Raw genomic sequence first — 20071 nt, 5'->3', positions numbered from 1 at the left:
AATGTCGCAGCTGCATGCAGCTCAAGGCACCCCTCCATCCGGCACTGCACACCCGTCAAGGGGTGCGTTCGCGTCTTTCAGGTTCTCCCCGACATTCCACCCGCAAGGAAGACGTCTGGAGAGCCTGTGATGAGCAAACAAGAAAAAACGATCAACCTCAGCGAGTCGGCGCAAGTCGACCAGCAGTCGGTGCAACCCTTCCCGCGTTCGCGCAAGGTGTATGTCGAAGGCTCGCGCCCGGACATCCGCGTGCCCATGCGCGAAATCAGCCTACACGACACCCCCACCGACTTCGGCGGCGAAAGCAATGCGCCGGTGCTGGTCTACGACACCTCCGGCCCGTACACCGACCCCAATGTCATCATCGACGTGCGCAAAGGCCTGGCCGATGTGCGCTCGGCCTGGATCGACGCCCGCGGCGACACCGAGCGCCTGGCCGGCCTGAGCTCCAACTTCGGCCAGCAGCGCCTGAACGATGCCGAACTGGCCAAGCTGCGCTTCGCCCACGTGCGCAACCCGCGCCGGGCCAAGACCGGCGCCAACGTCACGCAGATGCACTACGCGCGCCAGGGCATCATCACCGCCGAGATGGAATACGTCGCCATCCGCGAGAACATGAAGCTGCAAGAGGCCCGCGCCGCCGGCCTGCTCAGCCAGCAGCACGCCGGCCACAGCTTCGGCGCGAGCATCCCGAAAGAAATCACTGCCGAATTCGTGCGCGAGGAAATCGCCCGCGGCCGCGCGATCATCCCGGCCAACATCAACCACCCGGAGCTGGAGCCGATGATCATCGGCCGCAACTTCCTGGTGAAGATCAACGGCAACATCGGCAACAGCGCGCTGGGTTCCTCGATCGAGGAAGAAGTGGCCAAGCTGACCTGGGGCATCCGCTGGGGTTCGGATACGGTCATGGACCTGTCCACCGGCAAGCACATCCACGAAACCCGCGAGTGGATCATCCGCAACTCGCCCGTGCCGATCGGCACCGTGCCGATCTACCAGGCGCTGGAAAAGGTCGGCGGCATCGCCGAGGACCTGACGTGGGAGCTGTTCCGCGACACCTTGATCGAACAGGCCGAGCAGGGCGTGGACTACTTCACCATCCACGCCGGCGTGCTGCTGCGCTACGTGCCGCTGACCGCCAAGCGGGTGACCGGCATCGTCAGCCGCGGTGGCTCGATCATGGCCAAGTGGTGCCTGGCGCATCACCAGGAGAACTTCCTGTACACGCATTTCGACGAGATCTGCGAAATCATGAAGGCCTACGACGTCAGCTTCTCGCTGGGCGACGGCCTGCGCCCGGGCTCGATCGCCGACGCCAACGACGCGGCCCAGTTCGGTGAGCTGGAAACCCTCGGCGAGCTGACCAAGATCGCCTGGAAGCACGACGTGCAGTGCATGATCGAAGGCCCGGGCCACGTGCCGATGCAGCTGATCAAGGAGAACATGGACAAGCAGCTGGAGTGCTGCGACGAGGCGCCGTTCTACACCCTCGGCCCGCTGACCACCGACATCGCCCCGGGCTACGACCACATCACCTCGGGTATCGGCGCGGCGATGATCGGCTGGTTCGGTTGCGCCATGCTCTGCTACGTCACGCCCAAGGAGCACCTGGGCCTGCCGAACAAGGACGACGTCAAGACCGGCATCATCACCTACAAGATCGCCGCCCACGCCGCCGACCTTGCCAAGGGCCACCCCGGCGCGCAGATTCGTGACAACGCGCTGTCCAAGGCGCGCTTCGAATTCCGCTGGGAAGACCAGTTCAACCTGGGCCTGGACCCGGACACCGCACGGGCCTTCCACGACGAGACGCTGCCCAAGGAATCGGCCAAGGTCGCGCACTTCTGCTCGATGTGCGGGCCGAAGTTCTGCTCGATGAAGATCACCCAGGAGGTGCGTGAATACGCCGCCAACCAGCGCGTCGAGGCGGTGGACGTGGCGGTCGAGGATGGCATGCGCGAGCAGGCCGAGCGGTTCCGCCAGGAAGGCAGCCAGCTGTACAAAAAAGTGTAACAACGCCACTCCCCTGTGGGAGCGGGCTTGCCCCGCGAAAGCGTCAGCTGGGCCAGCGCGGTTGGCAGGCCTGGCCCTTTCGCGGGGCAAGCCCGCTCCCACAAAGGCGGCTGTAGTCCATCAATTCTTCCGGCGAACATAACAATGACCACCCCCAGCCACTTTTCCCCTGACCACCCGGTCCCTTCCAGCCAGCGTCCGTTCGGCGCCCGCGACCTGTTCTCCCTATGGTTCTCCCTCGGCATCGGCCTGATGGTCCTGCAAGTGGGCGCCATGCTCGCCCCCGGCCTGGGCCTGGCCGGCGCGGTGCTGGCCATCGCCCTGGGCACGGGCGTGGGCGTACTGCTGCTGGGCGCCGCCGGCGTGATCGGCAGTGACACCGGCCTCTCGGCCATGGCCACCCTGCGCCTGAGCCTGGGCCGCCACGGCGCGCGCCTGCCGGCGCTGCTCAACCTGCTGCAACTGGTGGGCTGGGGCGCGTTCGAAATCATCGTCATGCGTGACGCCGCCAGCCTGCTGGGCGCGCGCACCTTCGGCGAACACAGCCTGTGGAACAGCCCGATGCTCTGGACCCTGTGCTTCGGCGGCCTGGCCACCCTGCTGGCGGTCAGCGGGCCATTGGCCTTCGTGCGCAAGATCCTGCGCAAGTGGGGCATCTGGGTGCTGATGGGCGCTTGCCTGTGGCTGACCTGGAACCTGTTCGCCAAGGCCGACCTGGCCCAATTGTGGAGCCGCGGTGGCGATGGTTCGATGTCGCTGGCGGTGGGCTTTGACATCGTCATCGCCATGCCGCTGTCGTGGCTGCCGCTGATCGCCGACTACTCGCGTTTTGCCAGCAGTGCCAAGCGCGTGTTCGGCGGCACCGTGCTGGGCTACTTCATTGGCAATACCTGGCTGATGAGCCTGGGTGTGGCCTACACCCTGGCCTTTGCCCCGAGCGGCGAGGTCAATGCCTTGCTGCTGGCCCTGGCGGGCGCCGGCATGGGCATCCCGTTGCTGCTGATTCTGCTGGACGAGTCGGAAAAGGCCTTTGCCGATATCCATTCGGCTGCCGTTTCCAGCGGCTTGCTGGTGCCGGTGAAGGTCGAGCACCTGGCCCTGGCCATCGGCGTGCTGTGCACGTTGATCGCGCTGCTGGCGCCGCTGGCGCAGTACGAGAACTTCCTGCTGCTGATCGGTTCGGTGTTCGCGCCGCTGTTCGGCGTGGTGCTGGTGGACCATTACCTGGTGCGCCGCCGCCGTGCCCCGGCACAGATCGACGGGCTGCACTGGCAGGCGCTGCTGGCCTGGGTGGTGGGTGTTGCGGTCTATCACCTGATCGCCGCGCAGGCGCCGTCGCTGGGTGCGACCCTGCCAGCACTGCTGCTGGCAGGTGGGCTGCATGCGCTACTGAGCCTCAGCCGCGGCCGGGAAACAGTTCAGGCTTGAGCACGCCGTTCAGGCGCGGGTAGGGGATCTTGAGCTCCACGTGGCCCATGGAATAGGGCGCGATGGTGTAGACCTCGTACTTGACCACTACCGCGCCGTAGGTGAGGGCGATGTGCGGGGACTTCTGGAACGGCCAGGTCTTGACGAACTCGGCGTCCTTGTCCATGCCCACGCTGATCAGCCAGGCGCGGTGGGATTCTTCCACGGTCTTCCAGAAGGTGTCTTCCTGGCCCGGCACCAGCATGTCCTGCAGGGTCAGCACCTTGTCCTGCTTGCGCGAATAGTTGATGAAGGCGCGCCCGGGCATGCCGTGGGCGCCGCCGCTGTCGAGGTAGCTCGACAGTTCGACGATCACCAGGCCGTCATGCTGCTCGCGTACCTTGGCTTGCAGGTAGCTGCTGTTGCGCTTGTCGGCATTGGCCAGGTACTGCTGCTCGTAGGCCTGCAAGGTGGCCGGCGCGGTGCCATGCTGGTTGTCTTCGGTGAGCTGCAGCAGGCGCTTCTCGACGATGGCGTCGAGTTTTGGCAGGGCCGGGAAGTGCACGGTGTCGATGTTCACCAGGGGGCAGTCACTGGCGCTGCAGCCAGGTTTGATGTGCTCCCAGGCGTCGCGCTTGACCTCGAGCGGGGCGCGGTAGTTGGGTGTGAACAGGCTCTGGCAGGCCCCCAGGGCCAAGGCCAGCACCGCCACGGAAGTCAGTTTGACAAGTGTCATGATGATCCTTGCAGAACAGGGAAAAGTCGGCCTTTGACCGTCTGCGCGGCCTTCAGTTCGCCACTAAGCTAACAGAGAGAAGGCGTGCTGTCCCGACTGGGCGAACGGTTGCCGGAAAGGGATGAAACCGGCAGGCGTGCAGAGTAGGATGGCGCGAAGCGGTAGTTGAGGTAATGAGGATTTCCATGTCAGACGCGTTCAATTCAGTGCCCAAGGGCTTCGAGATCATCGAGCGGGCCAATTGCTTCCAGGGCTTCTACAAGCTCGACAGGGTGCGCCTGCGCCACGAGCTGTTTGCAGGCGGCATGGGCCGTGAGATCAGCCGTGAGCTGTTCGTGCGGCACGACGCCGTGTGCGTGCTGCCCTACGATCCGCAGCGCGATGAAGTGGTGCTGATCGAGCAGTTTCGGGTGGGGGCGCTGGACAAGGTCGGCAACCCCTGGCTGATCGAGATGGTCGCCGGGCTGATCGACAAGGACGAGCAACCGGAAGAAGTGGCCCACCGTGAAGCCGAGGAAGAAGCCGGCCTGACCTTTAGCGCCCTGTGGCCGATGACGCGTTATTTCCCCTCGCCTGGCGGCAGTGATGAATACGTGCACCTGTTCCTCGGGCGTTGCACCAGCGAAGGCGCCGGTGGCCTGCATGGCCTGGAGGAGGAGGGCGAGGACATCCGGGTACGCGTGTGGTCGTTCGAGGATGCCCTGCAAGCCGTGCGCGATGGGCGCATCTGCAATGCGGCGACCATCATCGGCCTGCAATGGCTGGCCCTGAACCGCGATGAAGTCCGAGGTATGTGGAAGTGAACCTGCTGCGTGAGCGTTATCGGGTCGACCTGGCCGGGCTGCAAGCAGCCTGCGAGGCCAACTATGCCCGGCTCATGCGCCTGCTGCCCGACATGCGCACCACCCAGAGCTCGCGGCGCATCGGCATGACCCAGGGCGACCAGATGCTGGGCGTGCTGGTGCTCGACGTGCTGCTGGCCTGCCCTTACACCACCACCTTGCGGGTGCGCCAGGAGCACAGCCTGCCCTGGCTGCCGGTGCCGCACCTGGAAGTGCAGGTGTACCACGATGCGCGCATGGCCGAAGTGGTCAGCGCCGAACACACCCGGCGCCTGCGCAGCATCTACCCGTATCCCAACGAAGCGATGCACCAGCCGGACGAGAAAGCCCAGCTCAACCTGTTCCTCGGCGAATGGCTGAGCCACTGCCTGGCCTGCGGCCACGAACTGGCAAGTGTGCGCTGAAATGTGACGGCAGTCTGCTTCGACGGTTTGCGCGGCGCGGCTGCAGCGCCATAATTCCCGCTGAATCCGCTCGAGGAGACGGCCGTTGCCGCACCCAGACCCTTCCCCGGCACCCGTGCATGTGGTGCAACTGACCGACGCTCACCTGTTCGCCGACCCGGCGGGCACGCTGCTGGGCCTGAACACCCGCGACAGCCTGCGCCACGTGATCGACCAGGTACGGCGCGAGCAGCCGCGTATCGACCTGCTGCTGTGCACGGGGGACCTGTCCCAGGACGCCAGCGTCGCGTCCTACCAGGCATTTCGTGATCTGACCGCCGGGCTGGGGGCGCCTGCACGCTGGTTGCCGGGCAACCATGACGAGGCGCGGGTGATGGCCGAGGTGGCGCCGCAACTGGTGCAGGCGGTGACCGACGTGGGTGGCTGGCGCGTGGTGATGCTCAACACGGCCGTGCTCGGGGCGACCCATGGGCTGCTCGCGCAGGACCAGTTGGCCGTGCTCGACGAGTCCCTGGCAACGGCAGGCGAGCGGCATTGCCTGGTGTGCTGCCACCACCAGCCGGTGGATATCGGTTGCGCCTGGATCGCGCCGATCGGCCTGCGCAATGCCGATGAGCTGATGCAGCGGCTGGCGGGTTATCCACAGGTGAAGGCCCTGCTCTGGGGGCATATCCACCAGCCATGGGATGAAGTGCGCGATGGCCTGCGCCTGCTGGCCACGCCGTCCACCTGCATCCAGTTCGCGGCGCGCAGCGAGGACTTCAAGGTGAGCGAGGAGCAGCCGGGGTATCGGTGGCTGCGCCTGCATGCGGACGGGCGGTTGGAAACCGGCGTGGAGCGAGCGACGGACTTCGAGGTCAGGCTCGACTTCGACAGCCCGGGGTATTGAGGAACTGGGGCTTCTGCGCAGCCCAATCGCCGGCAAGCCGGCTCCCACATGAAGGCCCAGTGGCAGCCGGCTTGCCGGCGATTGGAGCGCAAGGCGCCGCCGAAATTGTTGCGAAAAACCTGGCGCGGCGCCAAAACCCGGCGAACACGCTACACTGCGCATCCCTGCGCCCGCACCCACGGGCGCGAAGCCTAAGATTCCGGGGGCAGCATGTCGGGTTCCATCCTCTATATCCATGGCTTCAACAGCTCTCCACTGTCTACCAAGGCGCGCCAACTAGAGGCCGTGATGCAGCAGCTCGGGCTGTCGGCCCAACTGCGCCTGCCCGCCTTGCACCATCACCCGCGCCAGGCCATCGCCCAACTCGAAGCGGCCATCGCCGAGCTGGGTGCGCCGCTGCTGGTCGGCAGTTCGCTCGGCGGCTACTATGCCACCCACCTGGCCGAGCGCCATGGTCTTAAGGCGCTGCTGGTCAACCCGGCAGTCACCCCGCACAAGCGCTTCGACGGCTATCTCGGCAGCCAGCGTAACCACTACACCGGTGAAACCTGGGAGCTGACCCACGACCATGTGCAGGCGTTGGCCGAACTGGAAGTGCCGGCACTCAAAGACCCCAGCCGCTATCAAGTGTGGTTGCAGACCGCCGATGAAACCCTGGACTATCGCGACGCCGAACGCTATTACCGAGCCTGTGCCCTGCGCATCCAGGCCGGTGGCGACCACAGCTACCAGGGCTTTGCCACGCAGCTGCCGGCCCTGCTGGCGTTCGCCGGGGTTGCCCGGCAGCAATACGCGGCACTCGATTTTTCTGTATTTTGATTTTTTCGCATTCACCAGACTGACGACGAGAACCCATGGCCAATCCCAGCGCTAGCGCCTATAACGCAGACGCCATCGAAGTCCTCTCGGGCCTTGACCCGGTCCGCAAGCGGCCGGGCATGTACACCGATACCAGCCGGCCGAACCACCTGGCCCAGGAAGTCATCGACAACAGCGTCGACGAAGCCCTGGCCGGCCACGCCCGGTCGGTCCAGGTCATCCTGCATGCCGACCACTCGCTGGAAGTCAGCGACGATGGCCGCGGCATGCCGGTGGATATCCACCCCGAAGAAGGCGTGTCGGGTGTCGAGCTGATCCTCACCAAGCTGCACGCCGGCGGCAAGTTCTCCAACAAGAACTACCAGTTCTCCGGCGGCCTGCACGGTGTCGGCATCTCGGTGGTCAACGCCCTGTCGACCCAAGTGCGCGTGCGCGTCAAGCGCGACGGCAACGAGTACCAGATGACCTTCGCCGACGGCTTCAAGGCCAGCGAGCTGGAAGTGGTCGGCAGCGTCGGCAAGCGCAACACCGGCACCAGCGTGTACTTCAGCCCGGACCCCAAGTATTTCGATTCGCCGAAATTCTCCATCAGCCGCCTCAAGCACGTGCTCAAGGCCAAGGCCGTGCTGTGCCCGGGCCTGTTGGTGAGTTTCGAGGACAAGGCCAGCGGCGAGAAGGTCGAGTGGCACTACGAAGACGGCCTGCGCTCCTACCTGGTCGACTCGGTCAGCGAGTACCTGCGCCTGCCTGACGAGCCGTTCTGCGGCAGCCTGGCCGGCAACAAGGAGGCCGTGGACTGGGCCTTGCTGTGGCTGCCCGAAGGTGGCGACAGCGTTCAGGAAAGCTACGTCAACCTGATCCCCACCGCCCAGGGCGGCACCCACGTCAACGGCCTGCGCCAGGGCCTTCTGGATGCGATGCGCGAATTCTGCGAGTTCCGCAACCTGCTGCCACGTGGGGTGAAGCTGGCGCCGGAAGACGTCTGGGAACGCATCACCTTCGTGCTCTCGATGAAGATGCAGGAGCCGCAGTTCTCCGGGCAGACCAAGGAACGCCTGTCGTCCCGCGAGGCCGCGGCCTTCGTTTCGGGCGTGGTCAAGGACGCTTTCAGCCTGTGGCTCAACGCCCACCCCGAAGTGGGCATGCAGCTGGCGGAGCTGGCCATCAGCAACGCCGGGCGCCGCCTGAAGGCGAGCAAGAAGGTCGAGCGCAAGCGCATCACCCAGGGCCCGGCGTTGCCGGGCAAGCTGGCCGACTGCGCCGGGCAGGACCCGATGCGCGCCGAGCTGTTCCTGGTCGAGGGCGACTCCGCCGGTGGTTCGGCCAAGCAAGCGCGGGACAAGGAGTTCCAGGCGATCCTGCCGCTTCGCGGCAAGATCCTCAACACCTGGGAAGTGGACGGCGGCGAAGTGCTGGCCAGCCAGGAAGTGCACAACATTGCCGTGGCCATCGGTGTCGACCCCGGCGCCGCCGACCTGTCGCAACTGCGCTACGGCAAGATCTGCATCCTCGCCGACGCCGACTCCGACGGCCTGCACATCGCCACCCTGCTGTGCGCACTGTTCGTCCAGCACTTCCGCCCGCTGGTGGAAGCTGGCCACGTGTATGTCGCCATGCCGCCGCTGTACCGCATCGACCTGGGCAAGGAAATCTACTACGCGCTCGACGAAGCCGAGCGCGACGGCATCCTTGACCGGCTGGTCGCCGAGAAGAAGCGCGGCAAGCCACAGGTCACGCGATTCAAGGGCCTGGGCGAGATGAACCCACCGCAGCTGCGTGAAACCACCATGGACCCGAACACCCGGCGCCTGGTCCAGCTGACCCTGGACGACCTGCCGGGCACCACCGAGATCATGGACATGCTGCTGGCCAAGAAGCGCGCAGGCGATCGCAAGAACTGGCTGGAAACCAAAGGCAACCTGGCCGAGGTCCTGGTTTGATTCGTCTGCTGGCCGCAGTGCTGCTGAGCCTCGTTGCCCTGCCAAGCCTGGCGGGCAACTGGCCAGAGCTGAAGCTGGTAGCCGAGCACCCGATCGACGGCATGCGCGGTGGCAACCTTTCCGGGTTGGCCATTTGCCGTGGCGCGCTGTGGGGAGTTTCCGACCGCGACGACGACCGCATCTACCGCCTCGATCAGCAAGGCAGCGTGTGGCGCGCCCAACCCTTGACCTTCACGCCGCCGCCGGTGCCGGAGAGCGGCTTGCCCTGGGGCTTGAAGACCCGCAATTGGGCCGCGTCGTACATCCGCGGAGGCGAGCTGGACTACGAAGGCATCACCTGCGATCAGGCCGACAACATCTACCTGGTCAGCGAAGCCCATGCGGCGGTGCTGCAATTGCCGCTCGAAGGTGAGCCGGATTGGCTGAAGATCGACCCGGCGATGATTCGCCAGGCTCGTGCCAGCGGCATGCTGCTGCACTTCAATGCCTTGTTCGAAGGCCTGGCGATCAACCCCGCCGGCGATCGCCTGTGGCTGGCCGCCGAGCGCGAGCGCCGCGGGCTGGTGGCGATCGAGCGCCAGCAGTCGGTGTGGACCTGCGGCGCCACCTGCGTGCTGCTGAGCGAGGCCGGGGTGGAAATGCAGCCGCCGCAGATGCCCAACGCGCGGGCGCTGGCGCGGGATTTTGCCGACCTGGCCTGGTTCGAGGGCAAGCTGTTCACCCTCGAACGCAATGCCTACCGCATCTGCCGGCGTGATGCCGACAGCGGCAAGGTCGAGCGCTGCTGGTCGTTCGCCGCCGATGCGCTGGTACCGCAGCGCCTCTACGATCAGCCGTTCGGCCTGGCCGAAGCCCTGGTGATCGACGCCAAGGGCGCCTGGGTCGGTATCGACAACAACAACGGCGACCGCGCCGATGGCGAAAGCCGGCCGGTGGTCTGGCGCTTCGACGCACCGCAAGGTGGCTGGAGCGCCAAGCCATGAGCCAGGCACCGGGCAAGCGTGCGGGCAGGGTACTGATGATCGTCGCCTGGGCGGCGGCGATGTTCCTCGCCACGCGTTTCTTCGGGGACTGGGAGACGCGCCAGAGCAACCCCAACGCCCAGGTGCAATCGGCGCATGGTGAAGGCTTCATCGAGGTGCGCCTGCTGGGCAACGGCCAGGGCCATTTCGTGGCCGATGGCGCGATCAACGGCCAAGCGGTGCATTTCATGCTCGACACCGGCGCCACCGACGTGGCGATCCCCGAGGTGCTGGCCCGCGACCTGGCCCTGCAGCGTGGCAGCCCGGGGATGCTCAGTACCGCCAATGGCCGTACCGAAGGCTACCGCACGCGCCTGGACAGCCTGCAGCTTGGCGATATCCGCCTGCAGAACGTGCGCGCCCTGGTGGTGCCTGGGCTGGATGGGCAAACCGTGCTGCTCGGCATGAGCGCACTGAAACAACTTGAATTTACCCAGCGCGGCGGCACCATGCTGCTGCGCCAGAACCTGAAATGACGAGGCCCGCATGAGCGACTCACTGGAACTCAGCCTCGACGGCGTCGAACGCCGTTCGCTGGCTGACTTCACCGAACAGGCCTACCTCAACTACTCCATGTACGTGATCATGGACCGGGCCCTGCCGCATATCGGCGATGGCCTGAAGCCTGTGCAGCGACGTATCGTCTATGCCATGAGCGAGTTGGGGCTCGATGCCGATGCCAAGCACAAGAAGTCGGCGCGTACCGTCGGCGACGTGCTCGGCAAGTTCCACCCCCACGGCGATTCGGCCTGCTACGAGGCCATGGTGCTGATGGCGCAGCCGTTCAGCTACCGCTACACGCTGGTCGATGGCCAGGGTAACTGGGGTGCACCGGACGATCCGAAGTCGTTCGCCGCCATGCGTTATACCGAGGCGCGGCTGTCGCGCTATTCCGAAGTGCTGCTCAGCGAGCTGGGCCAGGGCACCGCGGACTGGGTGCCGAACTTCGACGGCACCCTGCAGGAGCCGGCGGTGTTGCCGGCGCGCCTGCCGAACATCCTGCTCAACGGCACCACCGGCATTGCCGTGGGCATGGCCACCGACGTTCCGCCGCACAACCTGCGCGAAGTGGCCAGCGCCTGCGTGCGCCTGCTCGACGAGCCCAAGGCCACCCTCGAGCAGCTGTGCGAGCATATCCAGGGCCCCGACTACCCGACCGAAGCCGAAATCATCACCCCGCGTGCCGAGATCCTGAAGATCTACGAAAGCGGCCGTGGCTCGATCCGCATGCGTGCGGTGTACCGCGTCGAGGACGGCGACATCGTCGTCACCGCGCTGCCGCATCAGGTCTCCGGCGCCAAGGTGCTGGAGCAGATCGCCGCGCAGATGCAGGCCAAGAAGCTGCCGATGGTCGCCGACCTGCGTGACGAGTCGGACCACGAGAACCCCTGCCGTATCGTCATCATCCCGCGCTCCAACCGGGTGGATGCGGCGGAGCTGATGCAGCACCTGTTCGCCACCACCGACCTGGAAAGCAGCTACCGGGTCAACGTCAACATCATCGGCCTCGATGGCCGGCCGCAGCTGAAGAACCTGCGCGCCTTGCTGCTGGAGTGGCTGGAGTTCCGCATCGGCACCGTTCGTCGCCGGCTGCAGCACCGCCTGGACAAGGTCGAGAAGCGCCTGCACCTGTTGGAAGGCTTGCTCACCGCGTTCCTCAACCTGGATGAAGTGATCCATATCATCCGCACCGAGGAGCACCCCAAGCAGGCGCTGATCGCCCGTTTCGAGCTGTCCGAGATCCAGGCCGAATACATCCTCGAGACCCGCCTGCGTCAGCTGGCGCGCCTGGAAGAGATGAAGATCCGTGGCGAGCAGGACGAGCTGCTCAAGGAGCAGGCCAAGCTGCAGGCCCTGCTGGGCAGCGACGCCAAGCTGCGCAAGCTGGTGCGCAGCGAACTGATCAAGGATGCCGAAACCTACGGCGATGCGCGCCGTTCGCCGATCGTCGAGCGCGCCGAGGCCAAGGCGCTGTCCGAAAACGAGCTGATGCCGACCGAGCCTGTCACCGTGGTGCTGTCGGAGAAGGGCTGGGTGCGTTGCGCCAAGGGCCACGACATCGATGCCACCGGCCTTTCCTACAAGGCGGGCGATGGCTTCAAGGCCGCCGCCGCTGGCCGTTCCAACCAATTTGCCGTGCTCATCGACTCCACCGGGCGCAGTTACTCGCTGCCAGCCCATAGCCTGCCTTCGGCGCGGGGCCAGGGCGAGCCGCTGACCGGCCGGCTGACGCCGCCGCCGGGCGCGACCTTCGAATGCGTGCTGTTGCCTGAAGACGATGCCCTGTATGTGGTGGCGTCCGACGCCGGCTACGGCTTCGTGGTCAAGGGTGAAGACCTGCAGGCCAAGAACAAGGCCGGCAAGGGCCTGATCAGCCTGCCCAACGGCTCCAAGGTGATGAGCCCGCGCCCGGTGGCCAACCGTGAGCAGGACTGGCTGGCGGCAGTGACCACCGAAGGCCGCCTGCTGGTGTTCAAGGTGGCCGACCTGCCGCAGCTGGGCAAAGGCAAGGGCAACAAGATCATTGGCGTGCCAGGTGATCGAGTGGCCAGTCGTGAAGAATATGTCACCGACCTGGCCGTGATTGCCGAGGGTGCGACCCTTGTTTTGCAAGCCGGCAAGCGTACCCTGTCGCTGAAGCCCGACGACCTCGAGCATTACAAGGGTGAACGCGGCCGGCGTGGTAGCAAGCTGCCACGCGGCTTCCAGCGCGTCGATGGGTTGCAGGTAGAAGGCCCGGCCTGACCCGATGAGTGGTCTGGAACGGCATTTTCAGCGCCGTTCCAGGCGGAAATGCTGGAGTCGGGCCGATATTTCGCGGATGATAGTGCCCTTGCGGTGCCGGCGTGGCCGTGTGCCCGAATGAACGAATATCAGTATCACTGCGGTTTGCCGGGGGCGACCGCTTGGATGGGATGAATGAAATTTCTGCGCCTTCCATTTGCGCTGTTGATGACGGGCTTGCTGGGGCTGAGCGGATGCAGCATGCATCAGCCGGTTGCCCTGTATCAGCTCGACAGCGGTGATCCTGGCCAGCCTTCGCAAAGTGCGGGCATGGCCGTGGTGCTCGGCCCGGTGTCGATTGCCGATTACCTGCAACGTGAAACCTTCCTGCAGCGCCAGGCCGATGGCAGCCTGAGTTCGGCGACCGACGGTCGTTGGGCGGGTAGCCTGTCGGCAGACATCGATCAACTGCTGGTGCGTCAGCTGGCCTGGCGCCTGGACAGCCAGCGCGTGGTGCTGTCGCCGGCCAGCACCGGCTTCTCGCCAGACGTGCAGGTGTTGCTGTCGATCACCCGCCTGGACTCGGGCAAGAACCAGCCGGCGATTCTCGACGCCCAATGGCGTTTGCTCGACCGCCGTGGCCATGTGCGCGACAACCGCATCGTTCACCTCGAGCAGCAGCATGAGGGTACCGAGTCGTCGCAGGTGCAGGCTCAGGGGCAGCTGTTGCAGAAGCTGGCCGAACAGTTGAGCGCGGCGGTCAAGCCGCTGGCCAACCAGCCGGCGATCGCCGAGGAGGCGCCGAAGAAGCCTGCAGCACCGGTGCAGGTGAAGAAGGAGCCGGAGAAGTCGAAGATCCCGATGGCTTCGCCGATCCGTACCGATATGGAAGTCTATCGGTTCTGATACTTGCGCCAGTCACGAAAAAGCCCGCACATGTGCGGGCTTTTTTATTGCCAGTACCGACCTCATCGCCGGCAAGCCGGCTCCCACAAGGCAAGGTGCAAGCTCTGTGGGAGCCGGCTTGCCGGCGATCAGGCCGCTGCGGTATCAGGCCCTGCGCTCGTGCATCCGCGCCAGCTGGCGCTCCAGCATCGACGGATAAGGCTCCATCAACCGCTCCACGCAGCAGGCGCCCTCAGGGCTGGCAATCGGCCGAATGCGGGCACGTTGGCGAATCAGTGCGTCATCGCTGATCGGCCGCTCCACCAGCAACAGGTTACGGCTGTGCTGGGACAGCGCCAGGGCATCCTGGGCCTTTTCCTCCAGCAGCAGGTCGACCTGCTCCAGCCCCTGCAGGTCGTCGCCCAGGGTCAGGCCAAGCTGCAGTTGCAGGGTGATGCCACTGTCGGCTACCTCGATCTGCAGGGCGTGCCCCAGGGCGCGCAGCAGCTCGCCGCAGCAAATGGCGTTGGTCAGGTAGTCCTCGCCGCAGTCGCTGCTGTGGAACAGCACCAGGGTGCTGCCGTCATTGAGCGTGAAGGTTTCACCCTCGTACAGCGACGCCGCCTGTTCCAGGCAGTCGCGGTAGCGCTCCAGCAGTTCGGTCAGGCGTGTGCGCGGCAGGCGACGCAGTTGCTCCTGGGAGCCGAGCTGCACCGCCAGCACCGCGGTGTACTGCGGTTCGTCGGACTTGACCACGGCCGGCTTGGGCGCGGGCTCTTCGTCCAGCAGCCCGGCAAAGGCCTCGTCGTCGTCTTCGTCGACGTCGGCCGTGACCTTGGCGCGTGGCGCAGCTTTGGGCGCCGGCGCGGGCGCAGCCTCGTGCAGGTCGTCGAACTCGTCTTCCGCTTCTTCTTCAGGCGCAGGCTCCGGCTCCGGCGGTGGCGGTGGAGCCAGGCGGGCGTGCAGCTGGCGGGCGATATCGCCGATCTCATCCTGGCGGTCGATCGCCGGGGTGTAGGGGTGCGGGTCGCGCAGCCATACACGCAGCTGCAGCAGCGGCAGGGTGATGTGACGGCCTTGGCGCAGGCTCAGGCTCAGCGCCAGGGCCAGCAGGATCGCGGCCAGGATGCCCATGCTCTGCAGGCTGATCAGCATCGGCTGCTGGAACTGGTTCATGTCCAGGCTGATGCGCAACTGCCCGGCGGTTACGTCCTGGAAGGTGATCTTGGTCTGGTACAGGCCTTGCGTCTCGCCCAGCAGGCTGTTGCGCGGGCGCTGGCCAGCCTCGGCGAGGATGCGGTTGTCGACGCTGTAGATCGCCGCGTGGGCCACCAAGGGGTTCTTCACCAGGTTACCCAACAGCACGTTGAGGCTGAGGATGTCGTTGGACACCAGCAGCTCGGTCGCCGAGGTGGCGGTCTGGGTGGTCAGGCTCTGGCCAAGGGCGTCGGCCTGTTCGTGCATGGCCTGCTTGAACTGCAGGCCCATCACGCAGGCATAGATCACCAACGCCAGCGCCACCAGGAAAATGTTGGTGCTGGCGATGCGCAGTGCCAGTGGAACGCGACGTTGGCGCAGGGCACGGAAGATCATGAGGAAGAAGTTGTCTGGTTTGACGGGCGTGGGCCGGTTCACAGAGCGCGGCTCTTAGTGGCGGAAAAGTGTTGCGCAGTATAGCGACCCGTGTTTTGTCGGCAAAGTATCGATGGCGCCCGATGGTCACGGAAAATCGGTAGAATGCGCATTTTTCATCGAAGTCGGAGCCAGGTTGTGCGCGAAATCGTCCTGATCAACATCACCGGTGAGGACCGTCCCGGTCTCACCGCCGCAATTACCGGCGTCCTGCTCCAGGGCGGTGTGAACATCCTCGACATCGGCCTGGCCGTCATGCACGGCACCTTGTCGTTCGGCATCCTGGTCGATATCCCGGACAACGAAGTGGCCACCAGCCTGCTGCAGAGCGTGCAGTCCAAGGCCCATGAGCTGAACCTGCAGGCCCGCTACACACCGATTTCCGAGGCCGATTACCAGCACTGGGCCGATGGCCACGGCGAGGCTCGCCACATCGTCACCCTGCTCAGCCGCAAGATCACCCCCGAGCAACTGCAGCGGGTGAGTGCGGTCATCAGCCAGTACGGCCTGACCATCGAGCGCATCGAGCGCCTGTCTGCCCGCGTTGGCCTCGATGCCGCGAGCGAAAAAGGCAAGGCTGCCGTGGAAATTTCCGTGCGTGGCGTGCCGAGCGATGCCCAGGCCCTGCGCGCCGACTTCTTTGCCTTGTCCGAAGCGCTGAGCATCGACATTGCCTTCCAGAAGGACGACCTGTTCCGCCGCAACCGCCGCCTGGCGGTGTTCGACATGGACTCGACGCTGATCGAAGCCGAGGTCATCGACGAGCTGGCCAAGGCGGCGGGCGTCGGCGAGCAGGTCGCGGCCATCACCGAGCGGGCGATGCGCGGCGAGTTGGATTTTCGCGCCAGCTTCAAGGAGCGCATGGCGCTGCTCAAGGGCCTGGATGTCAGCGTGCTGGACGAGATCGGCGCTTCTCTGCGCCTGACCGAAGGCGCCGAGAACCTATTCGCCGAACTCAAGCGCCTGGGCTACAAGACCGCGATCCTTTCCGGTGGCTTCACCTACTTCGCCAAGCAGGTGCAGGCGCGCCTGGGCATCGACTACGTGTTCGCCAACGAGCTGGAAGTGGTCGACGGCAAGGTGACCGGCGTGGCCGTGGAGCCGATCGTCGATGCCCAGCGCAAGGCCGAACTGCTGCAGCAGCTGGCGAGCGAAGAGGGCTTGCAGCTGGAGCAGACGATTGCCGTGGGTGACGGGGCCAACGACCTGCCGATGCTGTCGCTGGCGGGCCTGGGTGTGGCCTTCCGCGCCAAGCCGCTGGTGCGTCAGTCGGCCAAGCAGGCGATTTCGACCCTGGGGCTGGATGGGGTGCTGTATCTGTTGGGGCTGCGCGACCGCGACGCCCGCGTCTGATCTGAAATATTGGGGCCGCTTTGCGGCCCTTTCGCGACACAAGGCCGCTCCTACAGGTGTACGCGATCCCCTGTAGGAGCGGCCTTGTGTCGCGAAAGGGCTGCAAAGCAGCCCCGAGGGCGAATCAACCCTGTGCAGGCACCGCCAGCAGCTCACCCATGCGGGTAGCCGAACCGGCACCCAGGGTTTCGGCCCATTTCACCTGCTCCGGCCCGAACAGCACGATGGCCGTGGAGCCCAGCTTGAAGCGGCCCAGCTCCGCACCTTTTTCCAGGTGGATCGGCGCACGGCTGCCTTCGTCATAGCGGAAGGTCTTCAGCTCACGCTTGGGCGGCGTGACCAAGCCTGCCCAGACCGTCTCGATCGAGGCAACGATCATCGCACCGACCAGCACCACGGCCATCGGCCCGCGCTCGGTATCGAACAGGCACACGACGCGCTCGTTGCGGGCGAACAGCTCAGGGACGTTTTCCGCCGTGGTCTGGTTCACCGAGAACAGGCGGCCCGGCACATAGACCATTTCGCGCAGGGTGCCGGCCAGCGGCATGTGCACGCGGTGGTAGTCCTTGGGCGACAGGTAGATGGTGGCGAACTCGCCGCCCATGAACGGCGCGGCCAGGGCCGGGTCGCCGCCGAGCAGTTCCAGGGCGCTGAAGCTGTGGCCCTTGGCCTGGAAGATGCGGCCGTGCTCGATCGGGCCGAGCTGGCTGACGGCACCGTCGGCCGGGCAGAGGATCCCCCCCGGGGTTTCGTCCAGCGGGCGCGCGCCCGGCTTCAGCGCACGGGTGAAGAAGGCGTTGAAGTGCTCGTAGGCACTCAGGTCTTCGACCAGCGCTTCGCTCATGTTCACCTGGTAGCGCTTGGCGAACCAGGCGGTGAAGGCATTCTTGAACCAGCGTGCGCGGCACTCTGCGACGCAGCCGGCCAACCGCGACAGCAGGTGGTGCGGCAGCAGGTACTGGCTGATGATGAACAAACGGGATTTCATGCAGGTTCCTTAAACTTCTACAGGCGTGTCCGGGTGGTTGCCCCATTCACTCCACGACCCGGCGTAGGCCTTGATGCGCGGGTAACCGAGGGCTTTGGCCACCAGATAGGTGAAGCCGGAGCGGCGGTGTGACTGGCAATGGGTGATCACTTCCTTGTCGGGCGTGATGCCCAGTTGCTGCAGGACTTCGGCGATGTCCTGGCGAATGCGCAGGTGGTCGTTGAGGTCCATGCCGGCGGTCCATTCGAAATTGATGGCGCCGGGGATATGCCCGCCCTTGGCTGCCAGGACCTTCTCGCCACTGAATTCCTGCGGTGCGCGGGCATCCCAGATGACCAGGTCGTCGGCGCCCAGGCGGCTTTGCAGGTATTCGCGGGTGGCGGTGGGCTCGCCATGCACGTGCAGGCGCACAGGCGTGTTGGCCGCAGGCGGCACGTCGGTGACCAGCTTGTCGGCCGGCCAGGCCTGGATGCCGCCGTTGAGGTAGTGATAGGCCCGGTGGCCGATCACGTCGAGCAGCCAGATGAAGCGCCCGGCCCAGCCGCCGCCTTCGTCGTCGTAGACCACGTAGACGGCATCGTCGCGATGGCCGAGCTCACTGAACAGTTTCTCCAGGTCGGCAACGGCCGGCAGCAGGCCGGGCGCAGGCGGCAGGCCCAGCTGGGTGCGCTTGCCCTCGACGAAGCGCGCGCCGGGGATGTGGCCGCTGACATAGCGGTTGGCGCTGCTCAGGTCGACCAGGATCAGTTGCGCTGAGCCCAGGCGCGGCAGCAGATCCTCGGGCTCGATCACCAGGGGCAATCCGGAAAAGTCTGTCATCCACGGTCTCCAGTGTGGAAAGAGGGGGCGATTGTAGCGCAAGGGTCAGGCATTGCGATTGGCAAACACCGCCAGGGCGCGTTCGATGCATTGCGCGGTCTTGCCAAAGGCCTGCACGCTGACGTTGGCCAGCGGTTTGCCGCCCTGGTCGGCCACTGCCAGCATCAGCACCTGGTCATTGACCGCCAGCGAGCGCAGCAGCACATGTTCGCTGCGAAACAGCGCGCGCAGCGCCGGCGGCAACAGGGCTGAGAACTGGCCGTGGTTTTCTGGCGTCAGGCGCAGTTGCCCGGCCTTGCTGACCAGCTTCTGCAGCAGTTTGTTCTGGGTAAGGGGCAGGGCGATTGCCGCCGCCTCCTTCGGCAGGCCGGCCGCTTGCTGGACGCGCAGCAGGTCGTTGGCCTTGTCCAGGTTGAGCAGCAGGATGCGCTGCATGCCGCATGCCTGCAGGGCTTCGCGCGCCTGGGTGGCCAGGTGCACGCGATTGCTGAACGGGCTGGGCTGGGCCAGCAGGCCCTGGCACAGGGTGCGCCAGAGGCCGAGCTGCTCGGCGTTGGGCGGTGGTGGCGCCAGCATGTCGGGGTGCGGGCGGCGTTGCTGCCAGGGCCAGAGCAATGCCTCGGCCGGGTGGAACAGCGCGTGCCGGGCATGGCGCCGGGCACTGGCGGCAGCTTGCTGGTGAACCTGCTGCTGCACGTCTTCCAGCGAGGTTTGCAGGTACAGCGCGGTCAGCAGCTGCCAGCGCAGCAGGTGCGGGTTGTCCCAACCTACCTGGGCGGCCAGCGCCAGGTTGTTGGCCAGCAGCACGGTGTTGGCGGGCTGGTTGAACCAGCGGCGCAGGCCCGGTGTTTCGTCCAGGCGGTGCTGTTGGCTGAGCAGGTCTTCGTCGCGGGCGATACTCAGCACCTGGGCCAGTTGCTCGCGTTCTTCGAGCAGCAGGCGGTAGCCCTGGGTGACCCACTGCGGCAGGCGCCATTGTTCGGCCACGGCTCGGCACAGGGCCATGATGCGCACGCCGAACAGCTCTTCTTCGACCTCGGCGGCCTCTTCGCCCTTGTGGATAACCCGAAGCTCCCAGGTGTCCAGCAGCTTGGGGCAGGTCAGCGCCATGGGCCACAGCGGCGAGAGGAACAGCAGGCTGCCCCAGTGGATTTCCTGCCACAGCCGCGCCAGGCGGCTGGCGAACAGGCCGCTGGCCTGCTGCGCGGCATGCTGGCTGATCATCAGGAACTGGCCCAGCACTGGCGGAACCTCGGCCTCCGGCACTGCCGGCAGGCGGGTGAGCAGCTCGCGGGTGCGCGCCAGGCCCAGGCGGTTGAGGGCGATTTCCAGGCTCTCGGCCGGTTCTGCCTGGCTGGCGTTGGCCGAGTGATTGGCCTCGCGCATCACCGACAGCACCAGGGCCGGGCTGTCCTGCATCAGTTCGGCGATGTCGCGCAAGGAGCGGCGGCTATCGTTGATGGCGCTCATGACCCGGTCGTAACTCTGCTTCGGCACCGGTACACGCACACCGTCGAGCAGCTTTACCCAGGCCTCTAGGGTACGCGGATTCTGAGTGGACACCTTGGATTCCATTGGCATTTTGACATCAGTCC

17 protein-coding genes are annotated in these 20071 nt (G+C 65.7%); 12 read left to right on the top strand and 5 right to left on the bottom strand.

Going from position 1 to position 20071, the window contains the following annotated elements; translation table 11 throughout:
- The first annotated feature begins 129 nt into the window (after window positions 1-129).
- Both thiC and cytX read left to right on the top strand, forming a co-directional pair.
- A complete protein-coding gene (gene thiC / locus B3E94_RS19220) occupies window positions 130-2016 on the top strand; it encodes a phosphomethylpyrimidine synthase ThiC (protein WP_286914724.1) in 1887 nt (628 codons plus the stop codon).
- Window positions 2017-2160: 144 nt separating this feature from the next.
- The gene (cytX, locus tag B3E94_RS19215) at window positions 2161-3444 is read left to right on the top strand and encodes a putative hydroxymethylpyrimidine transporter CytX (RefSeq protein ID WP_286914722.1); all 1284 of its coding nucleotides are present in this window, start codon (window positions 2161-2163) and stop codon (window positions 3442-3444) included.
- On the opposite strand, the gene B3E94_RS19210 is transcribed toward cytX, so the two are convergent.
- Window positions 3413-4159, bottom strand: coding sequence for an RsiV family protein (locus tag B3E94_RS19210; protein WP_176516124.1), 747 nt, complete (start codon window positions 4157-4159; stop codon window positions 3413-3415). The two genes, cytX and B3E94_RS19210, sit on opposite strands and share 32 nt — an antisense overlap.
- A gap of 185 nt (window positions 4160-4344) precedes the next feature.
- On the opposite strand from B3E94_RS19210, the gene B3E94_RS19205 reads away from it, so the two are divergent.
- The 9 genes from B3E94_RS19205 to B3E94_RS19165 all read left to right on the top strand — a co-directional run bounded on the left by B3E94_RS19205 (window position 4345) and on the right by B3E94_RS19165 (window position 13705).
- On the top strand, window positions 4345-4962 hold the full coding sequence (locus B3E94_RS19205) for an NUDIX domain-containing protein (protein WP_286914721.1): 618 nt from the start codon (window positions 4345-4347) through the stop codon (window positions 4960-4962).
- Window positions 4953-5405, top strand: coding sequence for a DUF1249 domain-containing protein (locus B3E94_RS19200; protein ID WP_027920723.1), 453 nt, complete (start codon window positions 4953-4955; stop codon window positions 5403-5405). The genes B3E94_RS19205 and B3E94_RS19200 overlap by 10 nt, the downstream gene beginning before the upstream one ends.
- Window positions 5406-5490: 85 nt before the next feature.
- Window positions 5491-6294 (top strand): 3',5'-cyclic-AMP phosphodiesterase, encoded by an 804-nt coding sequence (gene cpdA / locus B3E94_RS19195; RefSeq protein WP_286914719.1) that lies wholly within the window; start codon window positions 5491-5493, stop codon window positions 6292-6294.
- Between the two features lie 210 nt (window positions 6295-6504).
- Entirely contained in the window at window positions 6505-7113 is a 609-nt protein-coding gene (locus tag B3E94_RS19190) for a YqiA/YcfP family alpha/beta fold hydrolase (protein WP_176516120.1), read from the top strand.
- Between the two features lie 35 nt (window positions 7114-7148).
- Window positions 7149-9053: a DNA topoisomerase IV subunit B gene (gene parE, locus B3E94_RS19185; protein WP_286914718.1), complete on the top strand. Its 1905-nt coding sequence runs from the start codon at window positions 7149-7151 to the stop codon at window positions 9051-9053.
- Entirely contained in the window at window positions 9050-10036 is a 987-nt protein-coding gene (locus B3E94_RS19180) for an esterase-like activity of phytase family protein (protein WP_176516117.1), read from the top strand. The genes parE and B3E94_RS19180 overlap by 4 nt, the downstream gene beginning before the upstream one ends.
- The gene (locus tag B3E94_RS19175; protein ID WP_286914717.1) at window positions 10033-10551 is read left to right on the top strand and encodes a retropepsin-like aspartic protease family protein; all 519 of its coding nucleotides are present in this window, start codon (window positions 10033-10035) and stop codon (window positions 10549-10551) included. Before B3E94_RS19180 ends, B3E94_RS19175 begins: the two co-directional genes overlap by 4 nt.
- 10 nt (window positions 10552-10561) lie before the next feature.
- Complete coding sequence (parC, locus tag B3E94_RS19170) at window positions 10562-12820, top strand: DNA topoisomerase IV subunit A (protein ID WP_176516113.1); 2259 nt, start codon at window positions 10562-10564, stop codon at window positions 12818-12820.
- A 174-nt stretch (window positions 12821-12994) separates the two neighbouring features.
- Window positions 12995-13705 carry a PqiC family protein gene (locus tag B3E94_RS19165; protein WP_176516111.1) on the top strand — a complete coding sequence of 237 codons (711 nt, stop codon included), beginning with the start codon at window positions 12995-12997 and terminating at the stop codon, window positions 13703-13705.
- Window positions 13706-13849: 144 nt separating this feature from the next.
- Here the strand turns inward: B3E94_RS19165 and B3E94_RS19160 are convergent, their stop codons facing one another.
- Window positions 13850-15319: an AhpA/YtjB family protein gene (locus tag B3E94_RS19160; protein WP_286914716.1), complete on the bottom strand. Its 1470-nt coding sequence runs from the start codon at window positions 15317-15319 to the stop codon at window positions 13850-13852.
- 135 nt (window positions 15320-15454) lie between these two features.
- On the opposite strand from B3E94_RS19160, the gene serB reads away from it, so the two are divergent.
- Window positions 15455-16669: a phosphoserine phosphatase SerB gene (serB, locus tag B3E94_RS19155; RefSeq protein WP_286914715.1), complete on the top strand. Its 1215-nt coding sequence runs from the start codon at window positions 15455-15457 to the stop codon at window positions 16667-16669.
- A gap of 124 nt (window positions 16670-16793) precedes the next feature.
- Here the strand turns inward: serB and asd are convergent, their stop codons facing one another.
- The 3 genes from asd to B3E94_RS19140 are packed head-to-tail and all read right to left on the bottom strand — an operon-like array spanning window position 16794 to window position 20057.
- On the bottom strand, window positions 16794-17657 hold the full coding sequence (gene asd / locus B3E94_RS19150; protein WP_286914714.1) for an archaetidylserine decarboxylase: 864 nt from the start codon (window positions 17655-17657) through the stop codon (window positions 16794-16796).
- Between the two features lie 9 nt (window positions 17658-17666).
- Window positions 17667-18476, bottom strand: coding sequence for a rhodanese-like domain-containing protein (locus B3E94_RS19145; RefSeq protein WP_286914713.1), 810 nt, complete (start codon window positions 18474-18476; stop codon window positions 17667-17669).
- 45 nt (window positions 18477-18521) lie between these two features.
- The gene (locus tag B3E94_RS19140; RefSeq protein WP_286914712.1) at window positions 18522-20057 is read right to left on the bottom strand and encodes an HDOD domain-containing protein; all 1536 of its coding nucleotides are present in this window, start codon (window positions 20055-20057) and stop codon (window positions 18522-18524) included.
- Window positions 20058-20071 lie beyond the last annotated feature (14 nt).

The organism is Pseudomonas sp. UBA6315, from assembly GCF_002438125.1.
GTDB classification, from domain to species: Bacteria; Pseudomonadota; Gammaproteobacteria; order Pseudomonadales; family Pseudomonadaceae; genus Aquipseudomonas; species Aquipseudomonas faucium.
This window is presented reverse-complemented; position numbering and strand designations above follow the sequence as displayed.

What these genes read in the sequence shown, in the direction of transcription:
- B3E94_RS19205 (WP_286914721.1), top strand. Translation starts at nt 4,345, where the DNA reads ATGTCAGACGCGTTCAATTCAGTGCCCAAGGGCTTCGAGATCATCGAG.
- asd (WP_286914714.1), bottom strand. Translation starts at nt 17,657, where the DNA reads ATGAAATCCCGTTTGTTCATCATCAGCCAGTACCTGCTGCCGCACCAC.
- parE (WP_286914718.1), top strand. Translation starts at nt 7,149, where the DNA reads ATGGCCAATCCCAGCGCTAGCGCCTATAACGCAGACGCCATCGAAGTC.
- B3E94_RS19165 (WP_176516111.1), top strand. Translation starts at nt 12,995, where the DNA reads ATGAAATTTCTGCGCCTTCCATTTGCGCTGTTGATGACGGGCTTGCTG.
- B3E94_RS19210 (WP_176516124.1), bottom strand. Translation starts at nt 4,159, where the DNA reads ATGACACTTGTCAAACTGACTTCCGTGGCGGTGCTGGCCTTGGCCCTG.
- B3E94_RS19145 (WP_286914713.1), bottom strand. Translation starts at nt 18,476, where the DNA reads ATGACAGACTTTTCCGGATTGCCCCTGGTGATCGAGCCCGAGGATCTG.
- cytX (WP_286914722.1), top strand. Translation starts at nt 2,161, where the DNA reads ATGACCACCCCCAGCCACTTTTCCCCTGACCACCCGGTCCCTTCCAGC.
- parC (WP_176516113.1), top strand. Translation starts at nt 10,562, where the DNA reads ATGAGCGACTCACTGGAACTCAGCCTCGACGGCGTCGAACGCCGTTCG.
- thiC (WP_286914724.1), top strand. Translation starts at nt 130, where the DNA reads ATGAGCAAACAAGAAAAAACGATCAACCTCAGCGAGTCGGCGCAAGTC.
- B3E94_RS19190 (WP_176516120.1), top strand. Translation starts at nt 6,505, where the DNA reads ATGTCGGGTTCCATCCTCTATATCCATGGCTTCAACAGCTCTCCACTG.
- B3E94_RS19175 (WP_286914717.1), top strand. Translation starts at nt 10,033, where the DNA reads ATGAGCCAGGCACCGGGCAAGCGTGCGGGCAGGGTACTGATGATCGTC.
- B3E94_RS19140 (WP_286914712.1), bottom strand. Translation starts at nt 20,057, where the DNA reads ATGCCAATGGAATCCAAGGTGTCCACTCAGAATCCGCGTACCCTAGAG.